The organism is Pseudomonas sp. AC255 (assembly GCF_979258175.1).
The window spans coordinates 2,102,160-2,122,640 of record NZ_OZ409841.1 but is presented as its reverse complement, the minus strand read 5'-3'; the positions used below and the strand labels follow the sequence as shown (position 1 = coordinate 2,122,640).

Genomic DNA, 20,481 nt, shown 5'->3' with positions numbered 1-20,481 from the left:
AAATCCATGGTGGCGTTTTGGCGATAATCGATGAGCCAGTGACTTACATCAAAAAATGCGAATCAATCGCTAAACGGACTGAAAAAACTCACAGTTTTTTCACACACGGATGCTACTTTTAAAGCTCAAGCACTGGTTGAGCCAATGAAGGCTCTTCCCACCTAACATGAGCAAAAGGAAGCGCTCGATGAAGCAGGCGGGCAACACCATGAATAAAGGGTTCAGCAAAGTCACCTTTCCAAACGCTTGCCAGCTGATGCGCTGGCATTTTCATCCCATGGGTTTCGAGGCGACGATGGATGCGCCGGGCAGCCTGATCGCCCGTCTGTTTGATCGTGCCAGCGGCGAAACCATGATCGCCATCGCTGGCATTCCCTGCGCAACGGTGATGAACGCGGCGGACGTCGAGCGCATCATCGAGGCCATCGAAGATGAGCTGGAAGCTTTCACTCCTCCGGAATCTCTCAAGAACTACGCATAAACGACTGATTTAAAACAAAAAGCCCGCAGCGATGCGGGCTTTTTTATTGATCAGGCGCTGGCCTTCTCGGTTCGATGATCGACGAAGAACGGCTTGCCCTTGGCAACTCGATCCGATGCCCTCGGCATATTTACCGCTTGGGTTTCCTGCGGTTCGACGTACCAGTAGCAATGGCTGACGGCGCGCGTGATACCAACGTAGGCAAGGCGCAGGATTTCGTCTTTTTGCGCATTGTCGTACGGCTCGCTATCGCCACTTTTGCCCAATCCCGCCATGCGATACACCTGGTTCTTGTACGGAGAACTGGTCAGATGCTGGCAATCACCCAGCAGAAATACTGCATCAGCCTGCAAGCCTTTGGCGCTGTGATAGGTCAGCTGTTTCAGCCGCCGAGCCTCATTGGGCAAGCTCGAATCCACATTAAGTACAGGCTGAATATGCTGCTCTATCAATAACTTATCGCTGCTTTTTCGATAAAGCATCAGGATTGAATCACCCCGCCGGTAATGCTCGGCCAGACGCTGTCCCAACGCTTCATCTTCACGCTCAAGCACGTTGACCGGGTGAAGCGGCTTGGGCTCACCACTGGCCTTGGCCTTCTTGCCTGCGATCGCCGGCGCTGCACGGACAATGTGTTCAGCGGCGTCGATGATGTGCTGGTGGCTGCGGTAGTTGTCACTGAGCATGACCCGCGTGGTGCTCGGCGACGGAAATTCCTTGTTGAACTCCATGAAGTAACTCGGAGAACTGCCGCGCCAGCCGTAAATCGACTGCCAGTCATCACCGACACACAGCAGCGATGAACGTTGTGCCCCTCGCCCAACGTGCATGGCCGGGCCACGGCTGCGGATTTCATTGAGGCTGGCGCGAATCCACGAAACGATCTGCGGCGATACGTCCTGGAATTCGTCGATCATCAGATGCGCCATCGGCCGCAGCAACTCGTCGCTGAGCAACTTGAGGTTTTCCGGCGAGTGTTCGCTGAACAGCGCGAACATGCGGTTGTAGGTCATGACTGGCGGTTTCTGATCCAGCAGGTGATCTTCAAATGCGCGCCAGAACAGGCTCAGGGCCTCAAAGAAAAAACGATCAGGATCGTCCTTGGCGAAGCTCATCCGGCTGACCGCGTCCGGCACATCCAGGCCGAGGTTTTCGATGAAGCCCGCCGCGGCGACAAAACAGTCCAGCAATGGCGCGGATGCCAGCTCGCCCTTGACCTTGTAATCAAATCCGGGACCGGCGCTGGCATCTCCGGCCAACGTCGCAAGAACGCGCCTGGATGACTCGTAACTATCCAGCCATATCAATGGCTTACGGCAGAAAGCTTGAAACAGGGTGCGCTTGACCGCCCATTCTGCGCGGACACTCAGCTTGGCGTTGGGTCGGGTTAGCTGGGCGTTTTCCCTGGGATCAAAGCCGAGCACCACCCAGGCATCGAGACTGGGAATATAGCCATGAGCGTGGAACTTCGAGCCATTGATTTCGAAGGCCTGCCGATTCGGCTCGATGCCTTTAATGGGCCACGCCCCTGCACGAAACCATAAATCTTCAATCACATCGCAGAGCTCTTCATCGCGCTTGGCCGCCAGTTCGGTGACCGCCATGCGTTTCTGCACATCGGGGTGGTCGCGTTCCAGTTCCTTTAATTGCAAACCCGCGCGGGACAGCGGCTGGATCAATTGGCGGAAACGCTCATCCTCGTTGAACAAGCGGTGGTAGCAGGCATTGAGTTGCTGCCGTTGCGCGTCGTTGATCCGCAGGTCAAACGGATTGCTGTCGACCTCCTCTGCGCCACTTTGCGGGCGATCGCTGAGGTTCTCGAAGGCCTGCAAGCGCTCGAAACCCGGCAGGCTGCGCACCATCGGCAGGATGCGCGAGTGGAAGGTTCGCACCAGTTCGCGCGCCTGCTTGAGGTTCAGCGGCTGCCCCCACAACGTGAATATTTCGATGAGCTTGTTGATGAAGTCCTTGCGCGATTCACGGGTGAAGGTCACCACAGTCATCGAATCCAGCTCAAAACCCAGATAATGGCTGAGCAACAGTATGCGCAGCACCAATGTGGTCGACTTGCCGGCGCCCGCACCGGCGACCACCGAGGTGGACGGCGTATCGCTGAAGATCATTTTCCATTGCGCGGCGCTGGGCTGGGCGTGGGCCGGGAGCAAACGAGCGACGTCAGCCTTGATGCGTTTTTTCAATTCGGCGGTGAGCGGCAGGCGCCAGTCATCGAACAGGTTGTTATCGACGCTGGGCGGCCGATGCTCGGTGTTGCGGCTGTCGCGAATCAGCAGAACCTGGCGGCCTTCCTCCAGACCCTCAAGCTTGCCCTCCTTGAAACCATATTCGACGCCGGCTGTGTGGCCACTGCGAAATCCGTCAGCTTGCCCGTGCAGCCACGATGCCCGGTGCTGCGCGCGCAGCTTGGTCAACCCGTGACCAAAGAATCGCGCGGCCAGACGCTTGAACCAGGGCATCTCGGCCAGTGGACGAAGTTCAGGGGGAAGATCGGGGGTGTGTTGCGCCACGCTGACGGACTCCAGGGTGTGAGGCTGTGGCGGCTATGGTGTCTGGATTTGCTGATGAGTTCTAGCGAAATGCTTACAGGTCATCGGTTTAGGCGACGAATTGAAAGTCGGATAAGACGATTTTGAGGCAAATTCCTATCAAATAACCTGATCATGATGCGGCAGTTTTTGCGCTTTTTATCGATGATTGCCTGATAGATGATCGTCGTCATCAACCACGGGGCCCGCCCCCTGACGAACCTAATTTAAGGAGACGATCATGCTTGAACTCAGACCCTTCAGCTCGCTGGGCGGCGCCCATCATGGCTGGCTGGACGCGCATCACCACTTTTCGTTTGCCGAATACTACGATCCGCAGCGTATGAGCTGGGGCAATTTGCGCGTGTGGAACGACGACATCATCGCCGCAGGCACCGGTTTCCCGCAGCATCCGCACCGCGACATGGAAATCATCACTTACGTGCGTGAAGGTGCCATCACGCACCAGGACAATTTGGGCAACAAGGGCCGCACCGAAGCCGGTGACGTACAAGTGATGAGTGCCGGCACCGGCATCGCCCACAGCGAGTACAACCTAGAAGACAAGGAAACCAAGATCTTCCAGATCTGGATTCTGCCGACCGAAACCGGTGCGCCGCCGTCGTGGGGCGCCAAGCCGTTTCCCAAAGGCGAGCGCGAAGGTTTTGTCACCTTGGCCAGCGGCAAGGACGGCGACGATGAGAGCCTGCACATTCGCGCCAATGCGCGCCTGGTGGCGGCGAACATCAAGGCCGGTGAAACCGCTGAATATCGACTGGATGAAGGACGGCGCGCCTATCTGGTTCCGGCCACTGGCGTGATCGAGGTCAATGGCTTGCGTGCCCAAGCGCGTGACGGTGTGGCGGTAGCCCATGAGCAAGTGCTGACGGTCACGGCGATCGAGGACAGCGAGATCGTACTGGTCGACCTGGCCTGATCCGCAGGCAATAAAAAAGGGCAACCCTGACGGTTGCCCTTTTTCATGTGCCCATCATTTAGTGGAAATAGCGCCATCCACCAAAGTTTGCGCTTCTGCCACCAATTGCTTGAGGTGGTCGTCGCCGAGGAAGCTTTCGGCGTAGATCTTGTAGATGTCTTCGGTGCCGGACGGACGCGCCGCGAACCAGCCGTTTTCGGTCATGACTTTCAGGCCGCCAATGGCTTGATCATTGCCCGGTGCATGGCTGAGGATGCTCTGGATCTTTTCGCCTGCCAGCTCGGTCGAGGTAACCTGTTCCGGCGCCAGCTTGCTCAGCAGTGCCTTTTGCTCAGGGTTGGCCTTGGCGTCGACGCGTACCGAGAACGGCTCGCCCAGTTCGTCGGTCAGCGCTCGGTAGGCCTGACTTGGATCGCGCCCGGTGCGCGCCGTCATTTCAGCGGCGAGCAAGGCTGGAATCAGACCGTCCTTGTCGGTGCTCCATACACCGCCATCCTTGCGCAGGAACGAGGCGCCAGCACTCTCTTCACCGCCAAAACCCAGCGAACCATCGAACAGGCCATCGGCGAACCACTTGAAACCAACCGGCACTTCGTAGAGACGACGGCCCAGGCGCTTGGCCACGCGGTCGATCAGGCCGCTGCTGACCACGGTTTTGCCCACGGCGGCATCAGCGCGCCATTGCGGACGGTTCTGGAACAGGTAGTCGATGGATACCGCCAGATAGTTGTTCGGCGCGAGCAAACCACCGGACGGCGTGACGATGCCGTGGCGGTCATGATCCGGGTCGCAGGCAAACGCCACGTCGAAGCGCTCTTTCAGGCCGATCAGGCCCTGCATTGCGTGGCTGGACGATGGGTCCATACGGATCTGACCGTCCCAGTCGACGGTCATGAAACGGAACGTTGAATCGACCTGTTTATTCACCACTTCCAGGTCGAGACGGTAGTGTTCGGCGATGGCCGACCAGTAGCGCACCCCTGCTCCGCCCAGCGGATCGACACCCAGACGCAGCTTGGCGTCGCGGATGGCATCGAAGTCGATGACGTTGATCAGGTCGGCGACATAAGTGTTCAAGTAATCGTGGCGATGGGTGGTGCTGGCCTTGAGCGCCTGCTCGTAGCTGATGCGTTTAACCCCGGCCAGTTTGTTCGCCAGCAGCTCGTTGGCCTTGGCTTCGATCCACTTGGTAATGTGGGTATCGGCCGGGCCACCGTTGGTTGGGTTGTATTTGTAGCCACCGCTCTGTGGCGGGTTATGCGACGGCGTGATGACGATACCGTCCGCCAGGCCAGAGGTACGGCCGCGGTTGTAGCAGAGAATGGCGTGTGAAACTGCCGGGGTCGGCGTGTACTCATCGCCTTCGGCGATCATCACGGTGACGCCGTTGGCGGCGAGGACTTCCAGTGCGCTGGCGCCCGCCGGGGTCGACAATGCATGGGTGTCGATGCCGACGAACAGCGGGCCGGTGATGCCCTGGGCTTCGCGATACAGGCAGATCGCCTGGCTGATGGCCAGAACGTGCCATTCGTTGAAACTCAAATCGAACGAACTGCCGCGGTGGCCGGACGTGCCGAACGCCACTCGCTGGGTAGAAATCGATGCATCAGGCTGGCCGGTGTAATAGGCCGTAACCAGTCGCGGGATGTCGACCAACAGTTCTGCCGGTGCCGGTTTGCCCGCAAAAGGACTGAGTGTCATGCAAAAACCTCTGAAATCGGAGTGGTTCAGGAAATGCAGCGCAGTTTACTGGCAGTTTGACCACTGTGCGACGGGATGTATCCGAAACTCGCCCGATGTTTTTTAACGTTATTGGCCGGGCGACAGGCGCAAGGCATCGCCGAGCAAGCCGATGACACTCGGCAAATCCCGCTCGCCATGGTTCAGCGCGCTCAAACGCAGATGATCCGCATGCAAGCCCTGCAGACTGAACAGCTCGCCCGGCGCCACGATGATCTGTTGCTTGAGCAGGCGATGAAACACGCTTGCCATGTCGACCGGGCGTAACGAACGCACCCACACCGTCGCCCCGCCCGGCGGCTCGCCAATCTGCAGGGTATCGCCCAGGCGTTCGCGCAGTGTCTGGATCAACACGGCTCGCCGCTCACCCAGCATTCGCCGCAACACGAATAAATGCTGATCAAGCCGTCCGCCATTCAACAGCCGCGCAATCGCCTTTTGGCGAATGGGCGACAAGCGAAACGCCCGCAGCAGAAAATGGCGCTGCAATTCCTCGCGCCAGTGACGCGACAAGACAAAGCCGAATGGTGCTTCGGCGCCGATGAATTTCTCGAAAGTGGAAAACACCAGCAGACGATCAGGATCGAGCCAACTGCGCAAACGCTGCGAATCATTGCGCTCGTCAAGCTCGCTGTAGCAGTCGTTTTCCAGTACCCAGACGCCATGATGATTGAGCAACTGCGCCGTGGCCTGCTGACACTCGCGAGTGAAACCGTTGCCTTGGGGCATGCTCAGTACGGAAGACAGCAGGATCAAACGAACCGGCTCGTTCTTCAGCAGTGATTCGAGTGCCGACAGATCGAGCACGCCTCGGGCAAGCAATGGCCACTCGATCACGCGTACTCCGCACGACTCGAGCAGGCGCAGGATGACCCAGTCGCACGGTGATTCGACAATCACGGTGGCCTGACGCAATCCAAGCACCGAAATCAGAATCTCCAGGACGCCACGCAGATCAGCGCCGATATAAATGTCATCGGCATGCCAGAAGTGCTCTGTCGAGCTGGTATACCGCGCCGCCAGCGCAACCCGCAGTTCCAGTTCACCGCAAGGCTGCACGAATGTCTGCAACTGACGCGGGTATTGACGCAAGAGCTCACGTTCCGAGGTCAGCAACGGACTGTCCAACGGTTGCAGCGAGGCCGGTTCGTCAGCACTCAACACACACATCCCGGGACGCCTGGCGTTGACGTACAGGGTCTCCAGCAGGTCATTGCCGTTGCCGGGTGCATCCATGCTGAACTGCGCTTGCGCGTAATACCCTGACTTGGCGATCGAATAGACCCGGCCTTCCTTTTCCAGAAGCGAATAGGCGTATTGCACCGTTGAGATGGAGACATTCAGCCGGTCCGCCAGTTGTCGCAAGGAAGGCATGCGTACCGCCCCGCCACCTCCGGCAGCATCAATCAGCGTTGTCAGATATCGATAAACTGCCTGATAAACAAAGTCGTTGTCCCGCGCGCCCTTCACACCCTCATTTCCGTAGATATTGGTTCACAATCCAGGCTCTGGCTCACCGTCAGCGTTCCGTCGACCGCTCGAACGGCGCAGCCGAACGCGCCTCGTCCGAACCCGAACTCTCCGAGGAGAATTGCGCAGGTGCATCAATCTGCACAGGACCCATCGCATACAGGCGGTTCAACAGCCTGACTGGCAAGCCGCTGACTTCCGTCAGCCACTTCATCACCTGCTCAGGTGCGTGCAGACCCTGCATGGCGCGGTGCAGGTCCGGCATGGCGACCAGCATGCCGGGATGACAATTGCGCAGGAAGCGTTCGAGACCTTTGCCGTTGTCGATGAACGGCGCAAACAGCAGGCACGCCAACTGCGTTTCGTTCAATCCGAAACCATTGCTGAGGTAATCCTCGGCAAGCATCCGCAGTTGTTCTGGCCCGCCGGCGTTGTCGTAGCTGGCCAGCAAGTGCTCGCAGACGGTTTCGGCAACTTGCTTTCGCCGCATGTCGGCCAGCGTGTGCCGGAAGTAATCGTCGATGCCCGCCTCATAGGCGCGCCCTTCGATGAACCGTGCATACAACCCTCGCACGTGTGCCGAGATCAGAGGATCAGCAAACACCGCTTCGCCTTGGTACAGCGCCAGATCATCAGGTTCATAACCGAGAAACTCGCCCAACAGCGGCCAGCGGTCCTCGAGCTTGCCGACCATCATGTCGTTGATGTCGATAAAACTGGTGCGCCGGCAGGCTTCGAATTCACCTTCCGGCCGCCACACGGTCCGGTCATCATCGGCACGCAGTTCCCGGTAAAAGTCATCACCGAGCTCGTCGAGCAGAGGAAAAAGCGTTTCGAATCCGGCATTGACCAGGCCTGGAGCCGGTATTGCCACTCGCTGCATCGCGCGGTTCAGGCCTTCGAGGAAATGCTGCTGACTGCCTTTGGTTTCGGTGCTGATCATGGCGTCGACGCCGTTGTTCCAGCGCGCGATCTGGCTGTAGTACTCGGCCGTCGCCAGGTAGGCGTCATCCCATAATTCAGGTGTTTCAAGCCAGGTGCGGCAGTGCCCCACCAGCAGCAGATTGACCCGGCTGGCCTCGCGCCCTTCATTGCTGACAGGCGTGCGATGGTCGAACGGCAGGACCTCGCGGTTATCCACCATCAGCACCTCGACCCGCGGATCGTCATAAAGGAATAGCGCACTGTAGCTGCGATGCAGGTTTTGCAGGGCGAGCGGGCTGTCGCCATTCCAGCGCAGGGAAGCCACGCGCAGCTGAAAGGTCGCCGGAGCACGGCCGGCAATGGTCAACTGAGCGGCCCGGAGCAAGGCCAGGGTATAGCAGCCGTCCCGCAGGCCGGACTGAGGCACCAGCACCTTGAATTGCCCGATGTTTTCCATGCCGCCTGCGGCCACCACCAGGCGCTGTATCAGCAATTGCAATGCCGTGCGCTCGGCTCGGGAAAAGAAACTCAGCAAACGCTGCAATACTTGCTGATAGACATAGTTCATTGCCTGATCATGGATCGTGCTCATCGGTATTTACCCGGTATCAAAAGTTTCATGCCGCGCAGACATGACAGTAGGCGCGCGGCAATTGGATCAATAAGTAATAGACGCTGAAATGCTAACACTTACAAAGTTGTAGTTATTTGAAACACTTCACCTGAACAAAGCCTTCCAGATGCCAGGCTTGACGCTCAACCACCCGTATTCATTGGCCTTTCGCCACTCAACAATGTTCTGAGGAAACTTCCCACAACGTCCCACGCCAAATCATTACAAGAAAAAGAGAAGCAACTTCCGAATCGCCCTACAGCAATTAAACAGAAATTGACGAAGCCAGCTGAGCCAGCCATTTGATATTGCCTCGGACAAATTGAATGCACAGCCATAGCTCATTCCTTGAGATGAAAGTAATCATTCAATTATCAGTGCTTATAGTGTGATTAGAAGATACAGATGAACGGCAAAAACCAGTTCAGTTGCTGAAAAGGCCAATGCTTCGATATTGGGGAGGGTTTACTGACAGCGAGGGTATAAACAGAAAAGAGTCCGTGGCGGCCACGGACTCTGATGAGCGGATTTACGCGGTTTCCACTTGCAGGGCCACTCGCTCGCGGCATGGGCATTCGTCCATGTAGCGATGTGCTTCGACGAACTCGTTGAACGGGAATACACGAGTCTTGAGCGGCAAAAGCACGCGGTCAGCGGTCAACTGGTTGATGTCACGCAAAGCACGCTGCAGAGCGACGTGGTCCTGGACAATGCCCAGCTCCGGCTTGCCGGTGAAGTTGCCGATGCAGTGCACAAAGAACTGAATGTTTTTCTGGAACGCTGCACACGCCGGGAACGGGGTCTGGTTACCACCTTGCAGCCCGTACAGCACCAGACTGCCGCGTGGCGCCAGCACATCGCCGAGCAACGACATCTGCGGGCCGCCAAGACCATCGAACACCACATCGACGCCGCGGTTGTCGGTGATCTTGTTGATACGCATCAACAGATCTTCCTCTTCGGTGACGATGACCTTCTCCGCACCGAGGGACAGCAGGTACTCCCGCTCCTCCGCCGATTTGGTCGCGGCGATCACTCGCACACCCAGCGCCTTGCCCAATTGCACAAACGACGGGCCGGCGCAGTGGCTGGCGTCAGTCACCAGCGCAAATTGACCGGGTTTGACCCGCGCCAGATCGGCATAAGCGAAGTAGGCGATCAGCAGCGGCGTGTAATGCACGCTCGCTTCGATCGGGCTGAGCACATCGGGATAACGGGTCAGCGCGGTGCGCGGCAGGACGATCGACTCGCCGTAAACCGGATAGTCGTTCGGGCTTTCCGCCGGAAAACTGGCCACTTTGTCGCCGACGGACAGGTCGTCAACATCAGCGCCCACCGCAGTGACCACGCCAGCCATTTCATGACCGAGGCCCGAAGGCAGACGTGCCTGGGACGACGCCAGATTCTGGCGCCACAGGGTGTCGTACCAACTGATGCCGATTGCCTCGACACGCACCTGCACTTCGCCAGGACCTGGCTGAGCAGCCGCATGCTCTTCGCATTTGAGCACCTCGGCCGGACCAAACTTGTGAAAACGGATCGTGCGGGACATCGCAAACCTCGTCAAAGTAACCTCTAATGCCATGAACTCTATCTGGGCTTTGGACCCAAGACCATCAGTGGCTATTAATAGTCGACATGCCTGTCATTGATTCCGCATCAAGGGCGGCATTGGCAAAATCCATGAAAAAAGGCCTGCCACCGTCGCAGTAAAGCTGAATTTTCCGGTGCAGAGTACCAGCCTTTCCCCGTAAGATTCATGCCGGCCATTGTTCTCATATGGCCGCCCTCGTCAAGTTTGATGACTCTGCCAGGACTCCAGATGAATCGTAATGACCTGCGTCGTGTCGACCTGAACCTGCTGATCGTGTTCGAAACATTGATGCACGAACGCAGTGTGACTCGGGCCGCGGAAAAATTGTTCCTCGGCCAACCGGCTATCAGTGCGGCGCTGTCGCGCCTGCGCAGCCTGTTTGACGATCCCTTGTTTGTCCGCACTGGTCGCAGCATGGAACCTTCCGCGCGCGCGGTGGAAATCTTCGCCCTGCTCTCGCCTGCCCTTGATTCGATCTCGACCGCCGTCAGTCGTGCCGCCGATTTTGATCCGGCGACCAGCACCTCGGTGTTTCGCATCGGTTTGTCCGACGACGTCGAATTCGCGCTGCTGCCCATGCTGCTCAAGCGTCTGCGCGCCGAAGCACCGGGCATTGTCCTCGTGGTACGGCGGGTCAATTACATCCTGATGCCGGGCCTGCTGGCCTCCGGCGAGATTTCGATCGGCGTCAGCTACACCACCGACCTACCGGCCAACGCCAAGCGCAAGGTCCTGCGCCGCAGCGCACCGAAGCTGCTGCGCGCCGACACCGTGCCGGGGCCGCTGAGCCTGGACGACTACTGCGCCCGACCGCATGCACTGGTGTCGTTCGCTGGCGACCTCAGTGGTTTTGTCGATGAAGAACTGGAAAAACTCGGACGCAAACGGCACGTAGTGCTGGCGGTACCGCAGTTCAACGGATTGGGCACGCTGCTGGCAGGCACCGATATCGTCGCGACCGTGCCGGATTACACGGCTGAGGCACTGACGGCAGCTGGAGGGCTTCGTGCTGAAGATCCACCGCTGCCGACGCGGACCTTTGAATTGCACATGGCATGGCGTGGGTCGCAGGATAACGACCCGGGAGAGCGGTGGTTGAGGTCGCGGATTCAGATGTTTTTTGGAGATCCGGATAGTCTTTAGGAACTACTTGCCACCCGTCACATCCAGAAAAGTCCCGGTGACAAACGAAGCCTCCGCGCTGGCCAGCCACAAGATGGCCCGCGCCACCTCTTCCGGCTGACCGCCCCGGCCCATCGGGATCGACTCCTTCACGCGATCCACCCGCCCCGGTTCGCCGCCGCTGGCGTGCATGTCGGTATAGATGTGCCCCGGGCGAATGCAGTTGACCCGAATCCCCTCGCGCGCGACTTCCTTGGCAAAGCCGATGGTGAAAGTTTCCAGCGCGCCTTTCGATGCTGCGTAGTCGACGTATTCATTCGGGCTGCCCAGGCGCGCCGAGGCAGAAGAAACGTTGATCACTGCGCCACCTGTGCCGCCGTGCCGATAAGCCATGCGCTTCACCGCTTGCTGCGCGCACAGGATCGGTCCCAGAGCATTGACCGCGAAGATGCGTTGCATGCGTTCGAAGCTCAGGTTCTCCATGCGTGACTGCTTCGCCAGCACGCCAGCGTTATTGACCAGAACGTCGATACGCCCGAATGTACGATCGATGGCCGAGAACAGCTCAGCGACCTGCTCAGGGTCAGCGCTGTCAGCACGCACCGCCAGCGCCTTTCGCCCCAACGCTTCGATATCCGCCACCACCGCCATCGCGGCAGACTCGTTGGCAACGTAGCTGATGGCAACGTCATAGCCTTGCGCGGCGGCGAGTCGGGCGGTGGCGGCGCCGACTCCGCGACTGCCGCCGGTGATCAGAATCAGCGGTGCTTGCGAGACTTTATCCATGCGACGTTCTCCTGAGCAGTTGGCCTATGTCAGCCGATGATGATGGCGCCGCTGGCGATGACCACGCATGCCAGCATCCTGCGGACGGTGAGCTTTTCACCGAGGAACAAATAGCCGAGCAATGCCGCGAACAGCACGCTGGTTTCACGCAGGGCCGACACCGCGCCCAGTGGCGCTTCGTTCATCGCGTAGATAACGATTGCGTAAGCCAGTAAGGAAACCAGTCCGCCGCCCACAGCGGCGAGCATGCCGGGCCGTACGGAAAACAGACTGCGGGCGTCGCGCAGGCCGATATACACCAATGGCATCAACACACCCCACAGGGCGCTCATCCACACCGTGTACGCGAGCGGCGCACCGGACAGCCTGGCGCCAATGCCATCGACGACGCTGTAGGCGGCGATGAAACAACCGGTGCCCAGCGCATACGGCAGGCTCGGCACCGACAGGCTGCGCCCTCGGAACGCCAACGAAATGATCCCCCCGGACACCAGACCAATGCCGAGCAGTTCGCCGGGGGTTATGGTTTCGCCGGCAAACAGCGCGGCGCCGAGGGTGATCAGCGCTGGCGACGACCCACGGGAAATCGGATAGATCTGCCCTAGATCGCCGACCCGATAGCTGCGCACCAGAAACAGGTTGTAGCCGACATGCAGCAGTGCCGATAGCAGCGCATACCCCCAGCTCTCAGGTGCAGGCGCGGCCATGAAAAAGGTGGCGATGAGGCAGACGATGGCGATGGCCACGCACATCATCGTCATCGACCAGAGCCGATCGGCGCCACCGCGCAGCAGCGCGTTCCAGCTGGCGTGCAGGAGCGCGGCGAACAGAACGAGGAGTACGAGATGGATTGGCATGCAGCATTCTAGGCATCCCTGGCATTGGCCTTACAGTGAAGTCTCCTCATTACACCGTGAGCAATTGCTCATACTTCAGCGCTGTGCGCTCTGCACCTTCAGCGCTTCACTGAGTAACCATTGACGAAATCTGAGGATGTGCGGCTGGGCCTCGATGCCTTTGGGGCAGACGAAATAATAAGCAAGCGGCGAAGTGAACGGCACATCGAACAGCCTCACCAGACGGCCATCGGCGATTTCGTTTTCGACATGGCCGCTGCGCACCAATGCAACGCCCTGGCCGAGCAACGCAGCTTCCACCGTCATGTTGGTATCACCAAACCTGACGCCTTCGCGCAGCGGTAAAAACTCCAGCCCGACGGACTGAAACCACACCTCCCATTTCGGCGCCAACTCGGCGCCGTCGCGAATGAGTAACGGCATCTGCAGCAACTCCGCGGGACTGCCCGGCCTGCCGACGCGCTGCAGCAGTTCGGGGCTGGCCACGGGAAACACCTGTTCGCCGAACAGGAACTCTGAATACAGACCGGGGTAATTGCCCTTGCCCAAGCGGATTGCGACATCGGCTTCGCCATTGGCGAAGTGGATGATCTTGTCCGTGGTATCCAGCGAAACCAACAGCTCCGGGTGCAGGCGCGACAGAGTCGGCAAGCGTGGTAGCAGCCACTTCAAGGCAAACGAATAAGTGGTGCTGACAGTCAGGCGAACCCTGTCCTTTTGCTCGCGCAGATCCTCCAGCGTTGCTTCAAGGCTGATGAAAAACTCGCGCACGATCGGCGCCAGCGTCGCCCCCGCTGTTGTAAGGCGTAACGCCTTGCCGCGCTCGAACAATTGCAAGCCCCAAAGTTCTTCGAGGTGCCGGAGCTGGTGACTGACGGCGCTCTGGGTCACGTGCAGTTCTTGAGCGGCAGCGGTGAACGTCGGGTGCCGGGTGGCCACTTCGAAAGCCCGCAGGGTCGCGGTCGGGGGCAGGTCTCGCATAAAAATGATCCGAGGACGATAAATGTCAGAGCATGAGGTTACGCTCATGTTAGAGCGAAACTCCCTTGGTTGCCCGTTCCGCGATATTGGCGTATTGCTCCGGCAAGTGGGCGAGGTGCTGGTAACAGCGAGGTATTTAATCGCCGGATAATCCTCCGCGCGCAGCGTCGGTCGCAATCATTGCAGATCAAGCAACACAGAATTGCTTTCAGGCCGATTGTTAGCCCCCTAACGAAAGGTGCATGCTAGAGGGCTGCCTCGGCGCTTATATCATTCCGAATGATAGTTACCTTTGCTTCATTCGATTCGTGCCATCACACCCGCGCCGAGCATCATCCGCCCATCTTCAATACTTCGGCGGATTGCATCCATGGAACAATCACTCAAACATTTGCGCTTCCCGTTGGCCATGCTGGCCGTACTGGTGATGAGCGCTTGCGGCAAAACTCCGGAGACTGCCGGCGCCCCGCCCGCTGCCAAAGTCAGCGTAGCCAAGGTGCTGGAACAACCGGTCAACGAGTGGGACGAATTTACCGGGCGCCTCGAAGCGCCGGAAACCGTTGAAATCCGCCCACGGGTTTCGGGCCAGATCGATCAGGTCGCGTTCACCGAAGGCGCGCTGGTCAAGAAAGGCGACCTGCTGTTCCAGATCGATCCGCGTCCGTTCCAGGCCGAGGTACGCCGCCTCGAAGCTCTGGTTGCTCAAGCCCGCGCCACCGCCACTCGCAGCGAAAACGAAGCCGCTCGCGGTGAACGTCTGCGTACCAGCAACGCCATTTCCGCTGAACTGGCCGACTCGCGCACCAGCGCTGCCCAAGAGGCCCGCGCCGCCGTCGGTGCTCTACAGGCACAACTGGACCTGGCCAAACTGAATCTGAGCTTCACCCGCGTGACCGCACCGATCAGCGGCCGCGTCAGCCGCGCCGAAATCACTGCCGGCAACCTGGTGACCGCCGACACCACCGCACTGACCAGCGTCGTCTCCACCGACAAGGTCTACGCCTATTTCGACGCCGACGAACGCGTATTCCTCAAATACACCCAACTGGCCCGCAACGGCCAGCGTGGCGCCACTACGCCGGTGTACATGGGCCTGTCCAACGAAGACGGCAACCCGCACCTCGGCCAGATGAACTTCGTCGACAACCAGGTCAATCCGAAAACCGGCACCATCCGTGGTCGCGCAGTCTTCGACAACGCTGACGGCACCTATACCCCGGGCCTGTACGCACGGCTGAAACTGGTCGGCAGCGGCACCTACAACGCCATGCTGATCAATGACGAAGCCGTGGGCACTGACCTGGGCAAGAAGTTTGTGCTGGTTATGGATGGCGACAACAAGACCGCCTACCGCGCCGTCGAACTCGGTCCGAAAATCGAAGGCCTGCGCATCGTCCGCAACGGTCTGAACAAGGACGACACCATCATCGTCAAGGGCTTGCAACGGGTTCGTCCTGGCTCCCCGGTCACCCCTGAAGTGATTCCGATGGCCAGCGAGCAGACCCTCGCCGCCCTCGCTCAACAACGTCAAGCGCTGGAAGCCAGCAACCTGCCCAAAGTCGCCCCTGCCAAGGGTGCATCGGGTTCGGCTGCGAAGCTGGCTGCTACGACCCCACGCGGTTAAGGGACGACAACTCCGATGAATTTTTCCCAATTCTTCATTTCCCGGCCGATCTTCGCAGCGGTGCTGTCGCTGTTGATCCTGATCGCCGGTGCGATCTCGCTGTTCCAGTTGCCGATCAGCGAATACCCGGAAGTCGTGCCGCCGACCGTGGTCGTGCGCGCCAACTTCCCGGGCGCCAACCCCAAAGTCATCGGTGAAACCGTGGCCGCTCCGCTGGAACAGGCCATCACCGGCGTCGAGAACATGCTGTACATGTCCTCGCAGTCGACCGCCGACGGCAAGATCACCCTGACCATCACCTTCGCCCTGGGCACTGACCTGGACAACGCGCAGGTGCAGGTGCAGAACCGGGTGACCCGGACAGAGCCGAAGCTTCCCGAGGAAGTAACGCGCATCGGTATCACCGTCGACAAGGCATCGCCCGACCTGACCATGGTTGTGCACTTGACCTCACCGGACAAGCGCTACGACATGCTGTACCTGTCCAACTACGCGATCCTCAACATCAAGGATGAGCTTGCTCGCCTCGGTGGTGTCGGTGACGTGCAGTTGTTCGGTATGGGCGACTACTCGCTGCGCGTCTGGCTTGACCCGAACAAGACCGCTTCACGCAATCTGACCGCCACCGATGTGGTGACCGCGATTCGCGAGCAGAACCGTCAGGTCGCCGCCGGTCAACTGGGCGCGCCCCCTGCCCCGACCGCGCAAAGTTTCCAGCTGTCGGTCAACACTCAAGGCCGTCTGGTTTCCGAAGAAGAGTTCGAGAATATCGTCATTCGCGCAGGCGACGACGGTGAGATCACTCGCCTGAAGGACATCGCACGCATTGAACTGGGTTCCAGCCAATACGCCTTGCGCTCGCTGCTGAACAATCAGCCGGCTGTAGCGATTCCGATCTTCCAGCGTCCCGGTTCCAACGCCATCGACATTTCCAACGAAGTGCGCGGCAAGATGGAAGAGCTGAAGAAAGGCTTCCCGCAGGGCATGGACTACAGCATCGTGTATGACCCGACGATCTTCGTTCGTGGCTCGATCGAGGCGGTGGTGCACACCCTGTTCGAAGCGCTGATCCTCGTGGTGCTGGTGGTGATTCTGTTCCTGCAGACCTGGCGCGCCTCGATCATCCCGTTGGTGGCGGTGCCGGTATCGTTGATCGGTACGTTTGCGGTCATGCACCTGTTCGGTTTCTCGCTCAACGCCCTGTCGCTGTTTGGCCTGGTACTGGCCATCGGTATCGTGGTGGATGACGCCATCGTCGTGGTGGAAAACGTCGAACGGAACATCGAACTCGGCCTGACGCCGGTCGAAGCGACCAAGCGCGCCATGCGGGAAGTGACCGGGCCGATCGTGGCCACCGCACTGGTGCTGTGTGCGGTGTTCATTCCAGCGGCGTTCATTTCCGGCCTCACCGGGCAGTTCTACAAACAGTTCGCACTGACCATCGCGATCTCGACAGTGATCTCGGCGTTCAACTCGCTGACCCTGTCGCCAGCGCTGGCTGCTGTGTTGCTGAAAAGCCACGATGCGCCGAAAGACCGCTTCTCGAAAGTGCTCGACAAGATCTTCGGTGGCTGGCTGTTCCGTCCATTCAACCGCTTCTTCGATCGCGCCAGCCATGGCTACGTCGGCACCGTGCGCCGGGTTATCCGTAGCAGCGGCATCGCCCTGCTTGTGTATGCAGGCCTGATGGTACTGACCTTCTTCGGTTTCTCCAGCACGCCGACCGGTTTCGTACCCGGCCAGGACAAGCAATACCTGGTGGCCTTCGCGCAATTGCCAGATGCCGCGAGCCTGGATCGCACCGAAGACGTGATCAAGCGCATGTCCGACCTCGCGCTGAAACAGCCGGGCGTGGAAAGCGCCGTAGCGTTCCCGGGCCTGTCGATCAACGGTTTCACCAACAGCCCGAACGCCGGCATCGTCTTCGTGACGCTGAAACCGTTCGACGAGCGTAAAGACCCGAGCATGTCCGCCGGCGCGATTGCCGGCGCCTTGAACGGCCAGTACGCGAACATTCAGGAAGCGTACATGGCGATCTTCCCGCCACCGCCGGTACAAGGTCTGGGCACCATTGGTGGTTTCCGCCTGCAAATCGAAGACCGGGGCAACCTGGGCTACGACGAGCTGTACAAAGAAACCATGAACATCATCAACAAAAGCCACAACGTGCCGGAACTGGCCGGCCTGTTCACCAGCTACACGGTGAACGTGCCGCAGGTCGATGCCGCCATCGACCGTGAAAAAGCCAAGACCCACGGCGTGGCCGTCAGCGATATCTTCGACACCCTGCAGATCTATTTGGGTTCGCTGTATGCCAACGACTTCAACCGCTTCGGGCGCACCTATCAGGTCAACGTTCAGGCTGAACAGCAGTTCCGTCTTGAGTCCGACCAGATCGGTCAGCTGAAAGTACGCAACAACAAAGGCGAAATGATCCCGCTGGCGACCTTCATCAAGGTCAGCGACACCTCGGGACCGGATCGGGTGATGCACTACAACGGCTTCATCACCGCTGAAATCAACGGTGCCGCAGCCCCGGGCTACAGCTCTGGCCAGGCGGAAAAAGCCATCGAGAAACTGCTCAAGGAAGAACTTCCGAACGGCATGACCTATGAGTGGACCGACCTGACCTACCAGCAGATTCTGTCCGGCAACACCGCGCTGTTCGTGTTCCCGCTCTGCGTACTGCTGGCGTTCCTGGTACTCGCCGCCCAATACGAAAGCTGGAGCCTGCCACTGGCGGTGATCCTGATCGTACCGATGACCCTGCTGTCGGCCATCACCGGTGTGATCATTTCCGGCGGTGACAACAACATCTTCACCCAGATCGGCTTGATCGTACTGGTGGGACTTGCCTGTAAAAACGCGATTCTGATCGTCGAGTTCGCCAAGGACAAACAGGAAGAAGGCCTCGATCCGCTCGCTGCGGTGCTGGAAGCCTGCCGCCTGCGTCTGCGGCCGATCCTGATGACCTCCTTCGCGTTCATCATGGGGGTGGTGCCACTGGTGTTCTCCAGCGGCGCCGGTGCCGAAATGCGTCACGCCATGGGTGTGGCAGTGTTCTCCGGGATGCTCGGGGTGACCTTCTTCGGTCTGCTGCTGACGCCAGTGTTCTATGTACTGATCCGTAACTTTGTCGAACGCGGCGAGCAGCGCAAAGCAGCCAAGGCGCACACTCTACAAAAGCCACTGGAGGCGCAACAATGAGTCTGAAAGTCTTCCTGCCGAGTCTGCTGGTGCTGGCCCTCAGCGCCTGCGCCGTCGGCCCCGACTACAAGACCCCAGCTACGGAGGCGGCCAACATCACGACCGCCACCGACGGCGCCGCCGGGCAAAAGAACTTCGACCGTTCGAAATTCGAAGGCATCTGGTGGCAGCAATTCGATGATCCGACCCTCAACCAGTTGGTGAGCCAGTCGCTGCAAGGCAACCGTGAATTGCGCGTGGCGTTCGCCCGCTGGAAAGCCGCCCGGGCGATCCGCGACGACGCCAGCAATGATGCGATGCCGACCATCACCAGCCGCGCCAGCAGCGACTTGGGCAAGGGCCAGATTCCCGGCCAGACCACCGACCGGGTCAATAGCGAGCGCTATGACCTCGGTCTGGACATGGCCTGGGAGCTCGACCTGTTCGGCCGCATCCAGCGCAATCTGGAAGCCAGCGATGCCGACCAGCAGGCCGCCGAAGCCGATCTTTACCAGCTGCAAGTCACCATGATTGCCGAACTGGTCGACGCCTACGGTCAACTGCGCGGCGCCCAGCTGCGGGAAAAGATCGCCGTGGCCAACCTGAACAACCAGCAGGAGTCGCGCAAGATCACCATCAGCCTGCGTGACGCCGGTGTCGGTGATCAGCTCGATGTCGAACGCGCCGATGCGCGTCTGGCCAACGTCGAAGCCACGGTGCCGCAGTTGCAGGCGGAACAGGTTCGGCAGAAAAACCGTATCGCTACGCTGCTCGGTGAGCGCCCGGACAAACTGACCGTCGACCTGAGCCCGAAAGATCTGCCGGCCATCGCCAAGGCGCTGCCGATCGGTGATCCGGGTGAACTGCTGCAACGTCGTCCGGACATTCTCAGCGCCGAACGGCAATTGGCTTCGGCCACTGCGCGCATCGGCGTGGCCAAGGCCGACCTGTTCCCGCGGGTCAGCCTCAGCGGCTTCCTCGGCTGGACCGCCGGACGTGGCTCGCAGATCGGTTCCTCGGCAGCCAACGCCTGGGCACTCGGCCCGAGCATCACCTGGGCTGCGTTTGACCTCGGCAGCGTCCGCGCCCGTTTGCGCGGTGCCGATGCTGACGCCGAAGGCGCGCTGGCCAACTACGAGCAACAGGTGCTGCTGGCGCTGGAAGAATCGGAAAACGCCTTCAGCGATTACGGCAAGCGTCAGCAACGTTTGATCTCGCTGATCCGTCAGAGCGAATCGAGTCGCAAGGCCGCTGATCTGGCAGAAATCCGTTATCGCGAAGGCACCACCGATTTCCTCGTCCTGCTCGACGCCCAGCGTGAGCGCCTGAACGCCGAAGACAGTCAGGCCCAGGCCGAAGTCGAGCTGTATCGCGGCATCGTCGCGATCTACAAGGCCCTCGGCGGTGGCTGGCAACCGGAGACGGTCGCCAGCAAGTAAAGGTTGTTAAAGAGCTCCTTTGGTTGGCCGCAACCAACCAAATTTTTGCCCCGCGTATCATTCGGTCGCGGGGTTTTTTTATGCCACTGAATCACCAATCCCGTGTAGGAGCTGTCGAGTGCAACGAGGCTGCGATCCTTGATGGGAATGTAGCCGGGGACGCTCTACGTCCCAAGATCAAAAG

The 20,481-nt window shown here is 59.5% G+C and carries 14 protein-coding genes; 6 read left to right on the top strand and 8 right to left on the bottom strand.

The genetic code is table 11. The features are described 5' to 3' along the window. Positions 1-208: 208 nt before the first annotated feature. Positions 209-481 carry a DUF1652 domain-containing protein gene (locus ACZZ0K_RS09800; RefSeq protein WP_041480416.1) on the top strand — a complete coding sequence of 91 codons (273 nt, stop codon included), beginning with the start codon at positions 209-211 and terminating at the stop codon, positions 479-481. A gap of 50 nt (positions 482-531) precedes the next feature. Here ACZZ0K_RS09800 and ACZZ0K_RS09795 read toward each other — a convergent pair whose 3' ends face one another. Further along, on the bottom strand, positions 532-3,006 hold the full coding sequence (locus tag ACZZ0K_RS09795) for a UvrD-helicase domain-containing protein (protein ID WP_258706750.1): 2,475 nt from the start codon (positions 3,004-3,006) through the stop codon (positions 532-534). A 259-nt stretch (positions 3,007-3,265) separates the two neighbouring features. Here ACZZ0K_RS09795 and ACZZ0K_RS09790 point away from each other — a divergent pair, with 259 nt between their 5' ends. Continuing rightward, positions 3,266-3,961 (top strand): pirin family protein, encoded by a 696-nt coding sequence (locus ACZZ0K_RS09790; protein WP_016774845.1) that lies wholly within the window; start codon positions 3,266-3,268, stop codon positions 3,959-3,961. Positions 3,962-4,015: 54 nt separating this feature from the next. Here the strand turns inward: ACZZ0K_RS09790 and pgm are convergent, their stop codons facing one another. The 4 genes from pgm to ACZZ0K_RS09770 all read right to left on the bottom strand — a co-directional run bounded on the left by pgm (position 4,016) and on the right by ACZZ0K_RS09770 (position 10,260). Then, the gene (pgm, locus tag ACZZ0K_RS09785) at positions 4,016-5,662 is read right to left on the bottom strand and encodes a phosphoglucomutase (alpha-D-glucose-1,6-bisphosphate-dependent) (protein ID WP_016774846.1); all 1,647 of its coding nucleotides are present in this window, start codon (positions 5,660-5,662) and stop codon (positions 4,016-4,018) included. 108 nt (positions 5,663-5,770) lie between these two features. Further along, positions 5,771-7,171, bottom strand: coding sequence for an aminotransferase-like domain-containing protein (locus ACZZ0K_RS09780; RefSeq protein ID WP_236169045.1), 1,401 nt, complete (start codon positions 7,169-7,171; stop codon positions 5,771-5,773). 49 nt (positions 7,172-7,220) lie between these two features. Then, the gene (locus ACZZ0K_RS09775) at positions 7,221-8,687 is read right to left on the bottom strand and encodes a hypothetical protein (protein ID WP_258706752.1); all 1,467 of its coding nucleotides are present in this window, start codon (positions 8,685-8,687) and stop codon (positions 7,221-7,223) included. A 550-nt stretch (positions 8,688-9,237) separates the two neighbouring features. Further along, the gene (locus tag ACZZ0K_RS09770) at positions 9,238-10,260 is read right to left on the bottom strand and encodes a zinc-dependent alcohol dehydrogenase family protein (RefSeq protein ID WP_041480274.1); all 1,023 of its coding nucleotides are present in this window, start codon (positions 10,258-10,260) and stop codon (positions 9,238-9,240) included. 270 nt (positions 10,261-10,530) lie between these two features. Here ACZZ0K_RS09770 and ACZZ0K_RS09765 point away from each other — a divergent pair, with 270 nt between their 5' ends. Next, on the top strand, positions 10,531-11,445 hold the full coding sequence (locus tag ACZZ0K_RS09765) for a LysR family transcriptional regulator (protein WP_016774850.1): 915 nt from the start codon (positions 10,531-10,533) through the stop codon (positions 11,443-11,445). Positions 11,446-11,448: 3 nt separating this feature from the next. Here ACZZ0K_RS09765 and ACZZ0K_RS09760 read toward each other — a convergent pair whose 3' ends face one another. From ACZZ0K_RS09760 to gcvA, 3 genes are all read right to left on the bottom strand, one after another. After that, positions 11,449-12,210, bottom strand: a complete 762-nt coding sequence (locus ACZZ0K_RS09760) for an SDR family oxidoreductase (RefSeq protein WP_258706753.1) — start codon at positions 12,208-12,210, stop codon at positions 11,449-11,451. 29 nt (positions 12,211-12,239) lie between these two features. Next, positions 12,240-13,067 (bottom strand): DMT family transporter, encoded by an 828-nt coding sequence (locus ACZZ0K_RS09755; protein ID WP_041480272.1) that lies wholly within the window; start codon positions 13,065-13,067, stop codon positions 12,240-12,242. A gap of 75 nt (positions 13,068-13,142) precedes the next feature. After that, complete coding sequence (gene gcvA, locus ACZZ0K_RS09750) at positions 13,143-14,048, bottom strand: transcriptional regulator GcvA (protein ID WP_252884283.1); 906 nt, start codon at positions 14,046-14,048, stop codon at positions 13,143-13,145. 370 nt (positions 14,049-14,418) lie between these two features. Between gcvA and mexE the strand changes: the two genes are divergently transcribed. From mexE to ACZZ0K_RS09735, 3 genes are read left to right on the top strand one after another with little or no spacing between them, the layout of a single operon-like run. After that, entirely contained in the window at positions 14,419-15,672 is a 1,254-nt protein-coding gene (gene mexE, locus ACZZ0K_RS09745; protein ID WP_039761553.1) for a multidrug efflux RND transporter periplasmic adaptor subunit MexE, read from the top strand. Between the two features lie 15 nt (positions 15,673-15,687). Further along, on the top strand, positions 15,688-18,879 hold the full coding sequence (locus ACZZ0K_RS09740; RefSeq protein WP_041480270.1) for an efflux RND transporter permease subunit: 3,192 nt from the start codon (positions 15,688-15,690) through the stop codon (positions 18,877-18,879). Next, on the top strand, positions 18,876-20,297 hold the full coding sequence (locus ACZZ0K_RS09735; RefSeq protein WP_039761555.1) for an efflux transporter outer membrane subunit: 1,422 nt from the start codon (positions 18,876-18,878) through the stop codon (positions 20,295-20,297). The genes ACZZ0K_RS09740 and ACZZ0K_RS09735 overlap by 4 nt, the downstream gene beginning before the upstream one ends. The last annotated feature ends 184 nt before the right edge of the window (positions 20,298-20,481 follow it).